The organism is Delftia sp. WSY_22, from assembly GCF_043104185.1.
GTDB classification, from domain to species: Bacteria; Pseudomonadota; Gammaproteobacteria; order Burkholderiales; family Burkholderiaceae_C; genus Comamonas; species Comamonas tsuruhatensis.
Genome location: NZ_JBICKN010000027.1, coordinates 24,499 through 37,662, shown reverse-complemented (window position 1 = coordinate 37,662; position 13,164 = coordinate 24,499). Strand labels below are relative to the sequence as shown.

At 69.0% G+C, this 13,164-nt stretch carries 14 protein-coding genes; 6 read left to right on the top strand and 8 right to left on the bottom strand.

Annotation, left to right across the window (positions count from 1 at the left end; genetic code table 11):
- Positions 1–62: 62 nt before the first annotated feature.
- Positions 63–1,064 carry a tripartite tricarboxylate transporter substrate binding protein gene (locus ACF8NF_RS14375; RefSeq protein ID WP_013799975.1) on the top strand — a complete coding sequence of 334 codons (1,002 nt, stop codon included), beginning with the start codon at positions 63–65 and terminating at the stop codon, positions 1,062–1,064.
- Positions 1,065–1,253: 189 nt separating this feature from the next.
- Here the strand turns inward: ACF8NF_RS14375 and ACF8NF_RS14370 are convergent, their stop codons facing one another.
- The gene (locus ACF8NF_RS14370) at positions 1,254–2,543 is read right to left on the bottom strand and encodes a M20/M25/M40 family metallo-hydrolase (RefSeq protein WP_392450758.1); all 1,290 of its coding nucleotides are present in this window, start codon (positions 2,541–2,543) and stop codon (positions 1,254–1,256) included.
- Positions 2,544–2,699: 156 nt separating this feature from the next.
- A complete protein-coding gene (locus ACF8NF_RS14365) occupies positions 2,700–3,974 on the bottom strand; it encodes an MFS transporter (RefSeq protein ID WP_016452281.1) in 1,275 nt (424 codons plus the stop codon).
- Positions 3,975–4,039: 65 nt separating this feature from the next.
- Here ACF8NF_RS14365 and ACF8NF_RS14360 point away from each other — a divergent pair, with 65 nt between their 5' ends.
- The 5 genes from ACF8NF_RS14360 (at position 4,040) to ACF8NF_RS14340 (ending at position 8,063) form a co-directional block, all read left to right on the top strand.
- A complete protein-coding gene (locus ACF8NF_RS14360) occupies positions 4,040–5,062 on the top strand; it encodes an AraC family transcriptional regulator (protein ID WP_392450757.1) in 1,023 nt (340 codons plus the stop codon).
- A gap of 98 nt (positions 5,063–5,160) precedes the next feature.
- On the top strand, positions 5,161–5,736 hold the full coding sequence (locus tag ACF8NF_RS14355; RefSeq protein ID WP_392450756.1) for an RNA polymerase sigma factor: 576 nt from the start codon (positions 5,161–5,163) through the stop codon (positions 5,734–5,736).
- On the top strand, positions 5,733–6,320 hold the full coding sequence (locus tag ACF8NF_RS14350; protein WP_070080768.1) for a hypothetical protein: 588 nt from the start codon (positions 5,733–5,735) through the stop codon (positions 6,318–6,320). The genes ACF8NF_RS14355 and ACF8NF_RS14350 overlap by 4 nt, the downstream gene beginning before the upstream one ends.
- 56 nt (positions 6,321–6,376) lie before the next feature.
- Positions 6,377–7,621: a sulfite oxidase gene (locus ACF8NF_RS14345; RefSeq protein ID WP_392450755.1), complete on the top strand. Its 1,245-nt coding sequence runs from the start codon at positions 6,377–6,379 to the stop codon at positions 7,619–7,621.
- Between the two features lie 94 nt (positions 7,622–7,715).
- Positions 7,716–8,063: a cytochrome c gene (locus ACF8NF_RS14340; RefSeq protein WP_016452285.1), complete on the top strand. Its 348-nt coding sequence runs from the start codon at positions 7,716–7,718 to the stop codon at positions 8,061–8,063.
- 13 nt (positions 8,064–8,076) lie between these two features.
- Here the strand turns inward: ACF8NF_RS14340 and ACF8NF_RS14335 are convergent, their stop codons facing one another.
- From ACF8NF_RS14335 to ACF8NF_RS14310, 6 genes are all read right to left on the bottom strand, one after another.
- A complete protein-coding gene (locus tag ACF8NF_RS14335; protein WP_016452286.1) occupies positions 8,077–8,901 on the bottom strand; it encodes a hypothetical protein in 825 nt (274 codons plus the stop codon).
- A 24-nt stretch (positions 8,902–8,925) separates the two neighbouring features.
- Entirely contained in the window at positions 8,926–9,960 is a 1,035-nt protein-coding gene (locus ACF8NF_RS14330) for a peptidoglycan-binding domain-containing protein (RefSeq protein ID WP_016447294.1), read from the bottom strand.
- A gap of 195 nt (positions 9,961–10,155) precedes the next feature.
- Positions 10,156–11,091 carry a ParB/RepB/Spo0J family partition protein gene (locus ACF8NF_RS14325; protein WP_047471580.1) on the bottom strand — a complete coding sequence of 312 codons (936 nt, stop codon included), beginning with the start codon at positions 11,089–11,091 and terminating at the stop codon, positions 10,156–10,158.
- A 13-nt stretch (positions 11,092–11,104) separates the two neighbouring features.
- Positions 11,105–11,683, bottom strand: a complete 579-nt coding sequence (locus ACF8NF_RS14320) for an alpha/beta hydrolase (protein ID WP_017405073.1) — start codon at positions 11,681–11,683, stop codon at positions 11,105–11,107.
- 2 nt (positions 11,684–11,685) lie between these two features.
- The gene (locus ACF8NF_RS14315; RefSeq protein ID WP_016447291.1) at positions 11,686–12,456 is read right to left on the bottom strand and encodes a ParA family protein; all 771 of its coding nucleotides are present in this window, start codon (positions 12,454–12,456) and stop codon (positions 11,686–11,688) included.
- 13 nt (positions 12,457–12,469) lie between these two features.
- Positions 12,470–13,084, bottom strand: coding sequence for a LysE family transporter (locus ACF8NF_RS14310; protein WP_016447290.1), 615 nt, complete (start codon positions 13,082–13,084; stop codon positions 12,470–12,472).
- Positions 13,085–13,164: the final 80 nt, after the last annotated feature.

The following is a 13,164-nucleotide window of genomic DNA, read 5'->3' as shown; positions in this document are numbered from 1 at the left end:
GACGTTCCCACCCAGACCGCTCCACGGCTCTCATTTCCACCCCTTCCCGCTTGAGGAGACATATGACTTCCACCCCCTTCCAGGCCTCGCGCCGCCAGATCCTTTCCGCCGCCTGCGCCACCGCCATCGCCACGCTGGCCCCCGCCGCCCGGGCCCAGAGCCAGTGGCCCGACAAGCTGATCAAGCTGACCGTGGCCTTCCCGCCCGGCGGCCCCACCGACACGGCCGCGCGCATCGTCGCGCAGCGCCTGACCGAGCGCCTGGGCCAGACCATCGTCATCGACAACCGCCCCGGCGCCTCGGGCTCGGTGGGCACGGCGGCCTTCATCAAGTCGCAGCCCGACGGCTATTCGCTGTCCATGTTCGGCATGCCCGCGCTGCTGGCGCCCATGCTGTTCAACAACAACCTGTACGACGTGCGCAAGGACTTCCTGCCCGTGGCCACGGTCTATGACCTGCCCATGGCCATCGTCATCAACCCGCGCGAGCTGCCGGACGTGACCAACCTGCAGCAGCTGATCGAGCATGCCAAGAAGGCCAAGCCGGCGCTGAACTACACCAGCTCGGGCACGGGCAGCTTCGGCCACCTGTCCATGGAGCAGCTCAAGGACCTGGGCGGCTTCGACATGCAGCACGTGCCGTACCGCGGCAGCGCGCCGGCCGTGACCGACCTGATCGGCGGCCAGATCGCCGTGATGTTCGCCGACGTGGTCGCGGCCCTGCCCCACATCCAGGCCGGCAAGCTGCGCGCCATTGCCGTCAGCTCGCAAAAGGCCAAGCAGCTGCTGCCCAATGTGAAGTCGGTGGCCGAGCAGGGCTTCCCCGGCTTCGACGCCGACACCTGGGGCGGCCTGATCGCCCCGCTGAACACGCCGCCCGCCGTGGTCCAGCGCCTGAACCAGGAGCTCAAGCTCATCCTGGCCGAGCCCGAGCTGCAAAAGAAGATGCTGGCCGCAGGCGCCATCGCCACCTACCAGGACGGCGCGGCCATGAAGGCGCGGCTGAACGCCGACTTCACGCGCTGGAGCAAGATCGCGAAAGACAAGAACATCTCTTCGCAGTAAAGAACACAGAGCGCCCCACGATGCGCCTTCAGGGCATGCCGCAAGGCATGCCCTTTTTTGCTTTTTGACCCCGCCATCCGCAGCGTGCGCCAGGTTTCGCTGCCGGGCCGCCCCAAGGCGAACCGCGGCCCCCTCGGGGGGCGCCCGGCCAGGGGCAGCGGACCATGCGAAGCATGGGGAGCGTGGGGGCTACTTCGACAGATCCATGATCATGCGCGTGGCCAGGTACAGGCGGGGCACGATGGTGTTCAGTTGCACATACTCCGCATCATTGGAGTGCGCGCCGTAGCCGCTCAGGCCAAAGCCCTCGATGACGGCACCCTTGGCCTTGAGCGCCGCAAACGCCGCGTCGGTGCCGCCGCCCGTGGCCTTTTCCATCACGCTCATCTTCAGGCCCAGCTCATCGCTGTAGATGGTCTGCGCCTGTTTGGCCAGGCTGCGCGAGGCCTCGTTGGCCTCCAGCGGCGGGCGGCGCACCTCGAACTTGAGCTGCACCTTGCTGGCGTCCAGCAGCTTGTGGCCCACCTTGGCCTGCATGGCCTGCTCCAGCGCCGTGAAGTCGGCCACGCGCAGCGCGCGGGCGTCGGCCTGGGCCGTGGCATCGGCGGGAATGACGTTGCGGTTGGTGCCGGCCTTGGCCACGGTCCAGTTGAGCTTGAGGCCGGTCTCGGGCTTGGACAGGTCCTTCATCTGCAGCAGCTGGTGCGACAGCTCGTACAGCGCGTTCACGCCGTCCTCGGGCTTGGCGCCCGCGTGCGAGGCCTTGCCCTCGACCTTGAGGTAGGCCGCGCCGATGCCGCTGGTGGCCAGGCGCACGCCGCCGTCGGTGCCGCCGCCTTCGAACGAGAAGACCGCATCCTGCTCGGCGCCCAGGCGCGTGATGGTGCTGCGCGCGCCGGGCGAGCTGATTTCCTCGTCGCTGTTCATCAGCACGGTCAGCGTGCCGTAGTTGTCGAAGCCCAGCTGGCGCAGCATGGCCACGGTGTGCAGGATCAGGGCCACGCCCTGCTTGTCGTCGGCAATGCCCAGGCCGTAGGCGCGCTCGCCGTCGATGCGAAACGGCTGGTCCTTGAGCATGCCGCGCAGGTAGACCGTGTCCATGTGGGCGATCAGCATGATGCGGCTGGTGCCCTTGCCCTTGAACTCGGCATGCACCATGGGGCCGATCTTCTCGGGCGTGTCACCCAGCCGGTAGACGTCGGTGGGCTGCAGGATCTCGACCTTGCCGCCCTGCTCGCGCAGCTTGCCGGCCACGTAGTTGGCGATCTGTTCCACGCCCTCCATGTCCTTGCTGCCCGACTCGATGTGCACCAGCTCGCGCAGCGTGTCCAGCAGGGGCTGCTGGTGCTTTTGCGCCAGCGCCTGGATATCGGCCTTGGGCGCAGCCAGGGCACTGCCGGACAGGCCGGCCATGGCGAGGGCCAGCGCCAGCGGGGCGCTGCGGAACATGAGGGAAAGCGGTGCGAAGGCGGAACGCATGGACAGGTCTCCTGTGTTGAAAAGTTGTGCCTGCACGATAGCAGGCGCCGCGCAGGGCGCACGCAATTGGCGTGCCTGTTTTGTCCATCTCTGCGCCCAAAGCAAAGGCCCCGCAAGCCTGGGCCTGCGGGGCCTTGTGGGGAGCGCGACCCGGTATCAGCCCGCGCTCAGCGCCATGCCGCTTTTCCGGCTCACGCCATCGCCCACGACCACGGCCGACACCACGCTCAGCACCAGGGCAATGGCCGATCCGTAGAACACGCCGTGGCTCATGCCGTGGTCCAGCATGTAGCCGAACACCGGCGCGGCCAGGCAAAAGCCCAGGTCCAGGCCCGAATACACCGTGCCGTAGACGCGGCCCGTGGCGCCGGGCGGGGCGGCGCGCTTGATCAGCATGTCGCGCGAGGGGCCGGCCAGGCCCGTGCCCAGGCCCGCGATGGAGGCCACGGCCACGGCCGCCATGGCCGGCAGCCAGCCCGTGCCGACCAGGAACAGCGCAACACCCGAGCCCAGCATGCAGATGGAGATCACCTTCTCCAGCCGCTGCACGCGGCCCACGAGGAAGCCACCGGCCAGCATGCCTGCCGCGCCGCACAGCATGTAGCCCGTGACGATCAGCGCCGTCACGCTCAGCGGCAGTCCGTACATGGACTGCATGGCGGGGCTGGCAAAGCTCTGGATGGCGCTGAGCGCGCAGGTGCTCCAGAAGAAGAACGAGAAGCACAGCCAGACCGAGGGCAGCTTCAGGAAGGCCATGGGATGCTCCTGCGGCACGGCGGCCGCAGCGGCGCGCGCCGCGGGGGCCTGGGCATCGGCCGCACGGTCGTCCAGCGCCTCGCGGTTGAGCACCATGATGGTGAGGATGACGGCGGCCAGGGCCGCGCCGCACAGGCAGGCCAGGCGCCACGAGCCCGTGGCCGTGGTGATGCCCGCCATGAACAGCGGCGCCAGCGCCCAGCCGATATTGCCCGACAGGCCGTGCACCGAGAACGCATGGCCGATGCGCTTGGCCGACACGCGCTTGTTGAGGATGGTGAAGTCCACCGGGTGGAAGGGCGCATTGCCCAGGCCCGCGAAGAAGGCCGCCAGCAGCAGCATTCCATAGCCCTGTGCCAGGCTGGCGACCACGCCCGCCACGGTGAAGCTGCCCAGCGCCGCAAACAGAATGGGGCGCGCGCCGAAGCGGTCCACGGCAAAGCCGGCCATGGCCTGTCCCACGCCGGAGACCACGAAGAACAGCGACACCATCACGCTGAGCTCGGCATAGCTGTAGCCGAACTCGGCGATCAGCCACGGGAACAGCGGCGGCAGCAGCAGGTGGAAGAAATGCGAGGAACCATGCGCCAGGCCGATCAGGCCGATGGTGCGCACATCGCTGCGCAGCGGGTCCGGCGCCACGGCGTCCGGCATGGAAGAGGAAGAGGCGGTCATGGGCCGCATCTTAGGCAGCAGCGTTTCGTCTTGTATGCGATAGTCTGCCAACTTCTATCGCAAACATGCCAAAGCCTGTCTCCACGCCCGGCCCCCCTGCCGACACTCTTGCCGACACTCTTGCCGACACCCTGCCCAGCGCCTGCCCCGCAGCCGCACTGCGGTCGGTGCGCAGGGCCCGGCCGATGGAGCCGGTGGAGGCCCTGCATCCGCACCTGTTCGTGCCCACGCCCCAGCGCCCCGTGCGCGCCAAGCAGCATCGCCTGTCGGCACGCACGCGCGTCATACCGCACAGCCACAGCTGGGCACAGATCGCCATCTCGCTGGACGGCGTGCTGCACCTGTCGGCCCCCCAGGGCACGCTGATCGCCCCACCCTCCAAGGCCGTGTGGATTCCGCCCGGCCTGGTCCACGCCGTGGCCATGGTCGAGGAAGCCGATCTCGTCTCCATCTACGTGCTGCAGGACGATCCGGCCCAGGGCCCCGTACTGCCGGACCTCCCGCCCTGCGGCGTGGCCTGCAACCCGCAGGACTGGGCACGCTGCCGCGTGCTGGAGGTTTCGCCGCTGATGCGCGAGCTGATCACGGCCCTGCCCAAGCAAAGCGATGACCAGCCCGCCCCGGACGCCGCCACCCTGCAGCGCGAGCACCATCTCAGCGCCCTGCTGCTGGAAGAGCTTCGCCGGGCCAGCGAAGTCCACCTTGGCGTGAACATGCCCCAGGACAAGCGGCTGCGCATGCTCTGCGAGGCCGTCGTGGCCGACCCCACCCAGCACGAGAGCCTGGCCGACTGGGCGGCCGACACCGGCGCCAGCCCGCGCACCGTGGCCCGGCTGTTCCAGCAGCAGCTGGGCTGCAGCTTCACCACCTGGCGCCAGCAAGTCGTGCTGGCCCACGGCCTGAGCCTGGCCGCGCGCGGCCTTCCCATACAGCAGATCGCGGCCGAGCTGGGATACAGCCCCAGCGCCTTCAGCGCCATGGTGCACCGCACGGTGGGCATGCCTCCGGCACGGTTCTTCGGGCAGCAGGCCGGCTCCGCTGCCCACAGGGTCGGATCAGGCGCTGTATCGCGGCCGATCAGGGGATGACAGGGAACCATCGCCTCTTCGCGATAGCTGATCCGATATAGGGTTTGCCTAAGGCCAGCCCATGGAATAGGGCGGCGCCCTGCGTGCTCTTATGCCGCATGATCTCCACCGCCGAGTCGCGCTACAACCAGTGGGTGCGCGATCACTACCGATTCCTGCTGCGCAGCGCCTGGGCGCTGACCGGCTCGCGCGCGCTGGCCGAGGACGTGGTGCAGGACTGCTTCACCAGCGCCTGGCGCTTTCGCCACCAGCTGCGCGAGGCCGCGATGGCGCGGGCCTGGCTGTTCCAGATCATGCGCCGCCATGCCTTCCGGCACCTTGCGCCATCGGCCCATCTGGTCAGCGATGACGAGGCACTGGACCAGCATCCCGCCCCCACTCCCTCGCCTTCGGCGCTGGATGACCGGCTCGACGTGGTCAAGGCGCTGTCGCGCATCGCCCCCATCCACCGCGAGGTGCTGGTGCTCTATTACTTCGACGACATGCCCACGGCCCAGATGGCCGAGGCCCTGGACATTGCGCCGGGCACGGTGCTGTCGCGCCTGTCACGCGCCCGCGATGCGCTGAAGGCGGCCCTGGAGCAGGCGGCCCCGGCGCCTGCCCCAGAGACTGCCAGCGTGATCCCGCTGCGCCCCACCCCGCTGCGCGCCACCCGATACCAAGGCTTGAAATGACTGCCCCGGACACGACCGACGAATCGGCCTTCGACCTGCGCGCACGCGCCGAACTGGCCCTGGCCTTCGACCCCGGGCCGCACGGCGAGCCGCCCGCCCATCTGCTGCGCCACACGCCCTGGCATGCGCGCAGCGGCGTGCGCCGGCTGATCGCCGCGCTGCTGGTGGGCAGCTCGGCCGCCACCGCCGTGTTCGCCATGCGCCCGCCCGAGCTGGTGCGCGCCGCCATCGAGCATGAGTACTACGAGCGCACGCTGCGCGGCAGCTTCATGCCCGAGGCCGAGGTGGCGCGCCGCCTGGACCTGCCGGCCGGCGAGAAGCTGCCCGGCTACACCCAGCTGATGCGGCCCTGCGACATCGACGGCACGCGCGCCTACCACCTGACCACCTTCTTCGAGAAGGGCGGCATCGTCACCGTGCTGGCCTTCGACCAGCCCCAGCGCCTGGCCGATGGCCAGGGCTGGTGGGCCAACATGCACTGGCAGGTCGTTCGCTCGCGCGAAGGCCGGCCGCTGGTGCTGGTAGCCCAGAAGAAACAGGCCCTGGCCGTGGCCAGCAAGGCCCTGGGCCCCCCTGCCCCATGAGATGCCCCATGAGACGCCACGACACGCCCCCTGACAACCACCACGAGGAGACAACCATGAACCACTTGCCGACATCGCCCACCTCCCCCGCGCGCCGCAGCCTGCTGGCCGGCAGCGCCAGCGCACTGGCCGCCGCAGGCCTGGCCGGCCTGCACCAGGGCGCGTTGGCCCAAGCATCCGCAGCTGCGGCGGCACCGACAGCCCCGGCGGCCAAGCCCCTGCCCGGCTACGCGGGCTGGAAAAAGGCCGATGCCCTCATCGTCCACAGCTCCACCACCATAGAGACGCGGCGCGGCGCCTTCGGCACCAGCGTGATCACGCCCAGCGACCAGCTCTATGTGCGCAACAACCTGCCCACACCGCCCGAATCCATCGTGGCCGACCGCGATGCCTGGCAGTTGCAGGTGGGGGGCGTGCGCCAGCCCCGCAGCCTCAGCGTGCGCGAGCTCAAGTCCCTGGGACTGGAGACCGTGGCCATGGTGCTGCAGTGCTCTGGCAATGGCCGGGCCTTCTTTCCCAGCAAGCCCAGCGGCACGGCCTGGACCGTGGGTGCGGCCGGCTGCGTGGTCTGGAGCGGCGTGCCCGTGCGCGAGGTGGTCAAGGCCCTGGGCGGTGTGTCAGACGGCGGTCTCTACATGACCGGCACGGGCGGCGAGGTGCTGCCTGCGGGGCTGGACCCCAAGAGCGTCATCGTCGAGCGCTCGGTGCCGCTGTCGGCCCTGGAAGACGCCCTGCTGGCCTGGGAGATGAACGGCGAGCCCATCCCGCTGGCCCACGGCGGGCCACTGCGCCTGATCGTTCCCGGCTACACGGGCGTGAACAACATCAAGTACATCAAGCAGCTGGCCTTCACGCCGCGCGAGAGCGAGGCCCACATCATGTCCCACGGCTACCGCATCTCGCCACCCGGCAGCAAGGGCGACCCGAGCCAGCCCTCGGTGCAGGAGATGAGCGTCAAGTCCTGGATCAACTCGCCCCTGCCCGAGGACGGCGGGCAGGCCGCCGGCCTGGTGCAGATCCACGGCGTGGCCTTTGGCGGCATGGATGCCGTCAAGGGCGTGGAGGTGTCCACGGACGGCGGCAAGAGCTGGCAGGCCGCGCGCCTGGTCGGCCCCGACCTGGGCAAGTACGCCTGGCGCCAGTTCGTGCTGCAGGCGCGCCTGCCCAAGGGCACGCATGTGCTGGCCAGCCGCGCCACCGACGCGCGCGGCCGGGTCCAGCCCGAGACGCGCGGCGAAAACCAGAGTGGCTACAACAACACCAGCTGGGCCGACCACGCCGTGACCGTCACCGTGGCCTGAACACGGCCCGCGCGCTCATCCCGCCCCCTTCTCTTCACTCCCGTCACCTCCCGCACACGGCGCCAGACCGTGGCGGGCCCGTACCCCCATTGCCATGTTCACGATGAAACACCTGATCCACACCGCCCTGCTGGGCAGCACTTTGCTCGGCAGCGCCCTGCTGTGCGCCCCCGCCTTTGCCGATGAAGCGGCCCAGATGGACCTGGGCAAGAAGCTGTTCGCCACGGCCACGCCCGCCTGCGCGCTGTGCCACACGCTCAAGGACGCGGGCGCCGAGGGCGCCATCGGCCCCGTGCTCGACGAGCTGCAGCCCGATGCCGCGCGCGTGGCCCGTGCCCTGCGCGACGGCATAGGCGCCATGCCCTCATTCAAGGCCACGCTCAGCGAGGCCGAGATCGCCGCGCTGTCGCTCTACGTGAGCAAGGCCAGCGCGAAGAAGTAGGCGGCACGGGCCCTCACCGGCGTTCCTGCAGCTCCCGCAGGGCCTTTTCGTAGGGCGTCTCCTCGGGCTCGGGAACATGCACCACGGCCTCGCCGGCACCGCCCAGCGGCATGCGGTAGACCCAGAGGCTGTGCCGGCCCGGTCCCTGGCGCTGCCAGGAGGGCTCCACGCCGGGCAGCGCAAAGTCCAAGCTGACCAGCCAGGCGCCCTCAGGCAGCTCCGTGGCGGCCTTGACGGCTGCACGGCCCATGCTTTCAGGGCGCTGGAACAGGTAGACCATCTGGTAGCCGCTCCAGTCGGCCAGCCAGATATCGGCGCGGCGCACACGGGCCCAGGGGCAGCGCAGCGCGCACAGCCAGCGCAGCGGCCAGCTCCACTCCATGCCGTTGAGCCGCGCCTGCGGGTACTGCCCGCGCAGCGCGCGCAGGCCGTCACCCAGGCCGCAGCCGGCATCGAGCACGGCCGCGCCGTCCGGCAGCGGCGCGGCATCGGCCAGGCCTTGCAGCGCATCGGCGGGCGTGGGAAACAGCGGCGCATCGCGCCAGGCGTTGAGCGGGTAGACCAGGGCGAGCAGGCCCAGCGCCGCCAGCCACAGCCAGGGGCTGATGGCGGCCAGGCCGCCCGGCCCCCACAGCATCAGGCAGGACAGCGGAAAGCCCGCCGCCACGGCCAGGCGCCGCCACCAGGGCGTGGCCAGCAGGCTGGCGAGCACGCCCAAAAAACAGGCCGCCAGCCAGGCGGCCAGCGGCCCTAGGGTCGATTGCAGCGCGGCGTACACAAGCCAGGCGCCTGCCCAGGCAAGAAGGGCCGGGGCCGGCCAGGGAAGGCGCCGCATCATGCGCGCCCTCCGGCCGGGAGCCGCTTATTGCTGTTGCAGTGCTTGCGAGGTGGCACGGTCGAGGCGGCCGGTCTGCGGCAGGCTCTGGTCGCGCTGGAATTCGCGCAGGGCGTTCTGGGTGTTCTTGCCCATGGCACCGTCAGGCGTGCCTGCGGTGTAGCCCAGGGCATTGAGCTTTTGCTGCGCGGCGCGCAGCGACATGCCGGCGGCATTGGCGCCCGGAGCCGATGTCTGCGACGGTGCGGCACCGCCGTCCACGCCCAGGCGTCCACCGCCGCCCAGGCCCTGGCCCTTGACGGTCTGCGCCTTGTAGTTGCGCAGCGAGCGCACCATCTGGTTGTAGGCGTCCATGAAGGCGGCGGCGATCACCTTGCCTTCGGCCGTGCGCGTGTAGCCGCCCAGCGAGGCGCCGGCGGAGCCGCCGAACAGCGCGCCCATGCCGCCCCAGTCGGTCTTGGAAGACGAGCCTTCGGAAGCCGACACCTGCACGCCCGAACGGTTGTCCACCAGGGCCAGCATGACCGAGGCCTCGCGGGTCTTGGTGGCTGCAGCCAGCGCGCCGAAGATGCCGCCGGCGCGGCCGCCGATGGCGCCGCCCATGCCGCCGGCATCGCTCTGGTTGAAGATCACTTCGGGGGACAGGCCGTAGTCGGAGGCCACCATCTGGCCCTTGCCCAGGTTGCTGCCGCCGCGCATTTCGCCCGAGTCCATCAGCGCGCGTTCACGCGCCATGGCACCCATGCCGGCCGCGCCGCGTTCCACGACGATGAAGCAGTTGGACTGCTGGATCATCAGGCGCAGCAGCTGCGATGTGGGCGGCAGGCGGTACTGCTGGGTGAGGATGGTGTACCAGCCGGCGGTCTGGTTCTCGACCAGGGAGATGGTGCCCAGCGAGGAATCGCAGCGCTCCAGCTCGGTGTTGGCGTTCTCGGCGCTGGCACCGCCCGCGGCGCCCGTGGCCACGGTCTTGGCTTCCGGCGAACCCATGCGCATGTCGGTGGTCACGCAGCCGGTCAGCGCCACGGCGGCGATGGCAGTCAGGGCAAGATACTTCTTCACGTTGTAATCCTCTTGGTCTGGTCTAGGTGAATCAGCGCCAGGGCAATGGCGTCCACGCACTGGCAGCGTCGCCAGTCAGCGATTACACACAATTACCCCGCATAACAGCGCGCAAATATACCGGGATTCACCCTTGCGAAAAAGCGCTGCTTTGCTGGAGAACGACAGATCACAGACGGTTACAAGCTGTTGTCATCACTCGGGTGCATCGCCGCGCAAACGTTCGATCAGCCCGTTGAGCGCATCGAGCGAGCCGAACTGGATCGCCACTTCGCCCATTTCCTGCAGCTTGCCGCCCCGGCGCACGGACTTCTTGATGCGCACCTCGACATCGGCCATGAGCAGGTCGGACAGCTCTTCCTCCACGCGCTTGATGTCGCGCGTCTTGCCTTCCTTCTTGGACTTCTGGCGCACCAGGCTGAAGTCGGCGCCGATCTTCTTGACCAGGGCCTCGGCCTCGCGCACCGACAGCTTCTTGGCCGCGATCTGGTTGCCGGCCGTGATCTGGGCCGCGCGGTCCAGCGACAGCAGGGCGCGCGCATGGCCCATGTCGATGTCGCCGGCCATGAGCATGGTCTGCACCGGGTCGGCCAGGTTCAGCAGGCGCAGGATGTTGGTGGCCGCGCTGCGCGAGCGTCCCACGGCCTGGGCCGCCTGCTCGTGCGTGAGGCCGAATTCCTTGACCAGGCGCGACAGGCCCTGGGCCTCTTCCAGCGGGTTGAGGTCTTCGCGCTGGATGTTCTCGATCAGCGCCATGGCGGCGGCGGCCTCGTCGGGCACCTCGCGCACCAGCACCGGCACCTCGGCCAGGCCGGCGATGCGGGCCGCACGGAAGCGCCGCTCGCCCGCGATGATTTCGTACTTGCCGGCGTGGTCGCCCTTGGCCAGGCGGCGCACCAGGATGGGCTGCATGATGCCCTGGGCCTTGATGCTTTCGGCCAGCTCGTAGAGCGCGCCCTCGTCCATGTGGGTGCGCGGCTGGTATTGGCCGGGCACCATCACGTCCAGCTGCAGGATGCTGGGCAGCCCGGTCTCGGCCACGGGGCCGCCGGCCTCTTCCTTGTCGTGGACCTTGGGGCCGAGCAGGGCTTCGAGTCCGCGTCCCAGTCCCTTGGGTTTCTTGGTCACCATGGTGTTGTCCTTGTCAAAGCGACGCCAGCAGCGCGTGTCCGCTGTCCCAGTCGCCCAGCCCGCTGGCCGTGTTGAGATGGCCCGAAGGCCCTGCATCGACAAAGCGCGCGCCCCAGGCATCGGCCAGGGTCTGCACGCGCTGCGCGCTGCAATAGATATCGTTGTTGCTGCCGACCACGATGGAGGCAAACGGCAGGCGCTGCATCATCACGGGCGACCAGCCAGGCAATTGCTCGCGCAGCTGGGGCTGCTCGGTATCGCCGGGGGCGACCAGCAGCGCGCCACGCACCTTGCGGGCGGCCAGCGGCGAATGCGCCGCCCACCACGCCACAAGGATGCAGCCCAGACTGTGTGCCACCAGCACCACCGGGCGCGGCGCGTCGAGCACCGTCTCCTGCAGCCTGGCGCTCCAGTCGCCGCGCAGCGGACGGTCCCAGTCGTTTTGCTCCAGGCGGCGGTAGCCATGGCGCTGCTCCCAGCGGCTTTGCCAGTGGCCGGCGTCCGAGTTCTGCCAGCCGGGCAGCAGCCAGACGTCCTCGGCAGCCCACCCGGTCGGCACGCCCTGCCCTGCCGTTTCATGTGAACCTTGCATGACTACATCTTCTTGATGCGGCGCACCATCTCGTGCGCGAAATCGATGAAGGCCTTGCTGCCCTTGGCGCCCGGGTCGAAGACCACGCCGGGCACGCCATAGCTGGGCGCCTCGGCCAGGCGCACGTTGCGCGGGATGACGGTGTCGAACACCTTGTCGCCGAAGTGCTCCTTGAGCTGGTCGCTGACCTGCTGCTGCAGCGTGGTGCGCGGATCGAACATCACGCGCAGCAGGCCGATGATCTGCAGGTCGGGGTTCATGTTGGCATGCACCTGCTTGATGGTGTTGACCAGGTCGGTCAGGCCTTCGAGCGCGAAGTACTCGCACTGCATGGGCACGACCACGCCATGGGCCGCGCACAGGCCGTTCAGGGTGAGCATGGACAGGCTGGGCGGGCAGTCCACGAGCACGAAGTCGTAGTCGGCATCGGCCGCCCTGAGGGCGCCCTTCAGACGCTCGTTGCGGCGCTCCAGCGTGACCAGCTCGATCTCGGCGCCGCTGAGTTCGCGGTTGGCGCCCAGCACGTCATAGCCCACGGCCTCGGAGCGCACGGCGGCTTCCTTGACGCTGGCGTTCTCCAGCAGCACGTCGTAGACCGACAGCTCCAGCGCGCGCTTGTCCACGCCCGAGCCCATGGTGGCATTGCCCTGGGGGTCCAGGTCGATCATCAGCACGCGCTGGCCGATCTTGGCCAGGCCCGCAGCAAGGTTGACGGCGGTGGTGGTCTTGCCGACCCCACCCTTTTGATTGGCGACACAGAAGATTTTGGCCATGGTATTTACACGCTTATTTGGCGATGGCCAGCTTGAGGCCAAAACCGATCAGAAACACGCCCGCAGTCTTTTCGAGAACCCGGGAAACCGCAGGATTGGCGCGCATGCGCTCGGCCAGATGCGCGGTCAGCAGCACCACGATCAGGCAATAGAGAAAGGTCAGAGCAGCCACCGTGGCCGCCATCACCGCGAACGTGAGCAGGCCCTGGTGGCTTGCGGGATCCACGAACAGCGGGAAGAAGGCCATGTAGAACACGATGGACTTGGGGTTCATCAGGGTGATCAGGCCGGCCTGGCGAAAGTAGTGGCGCGGCTCGATGTGCAGCACGGGCTTGTCGCCGGGCCTGGCTGTGAGCATCCTGAAACCCAGCCAGCCCAGGTAGGCGGCGCCCAGCCACTGCACGGCATGGAAGGCCGCGGGATAGGAGGCCAGCAACGCGGCCACGCCCGCCACCGCCATCCAGATCAGCACCTGGTCGGCCGCCAGCACGCCGGCGCAGGCCGCCATTCCGGCCCGTATGCCGCCCTTGCCGGTGGAGGTGATCAGCGCCAGATTGCCCGGCCCCGGAATCAGCAAAAACAGAAGAATGGCAACAACGAATGCGCTGAAATCGGAGATGCCGAACATGCTGACCCCTGAGCGATGAAAGCTGGGAGTTTATGCGAGGGCCATGGCCAGCGCATGGGGAACATGGCCCCGCCGCAACG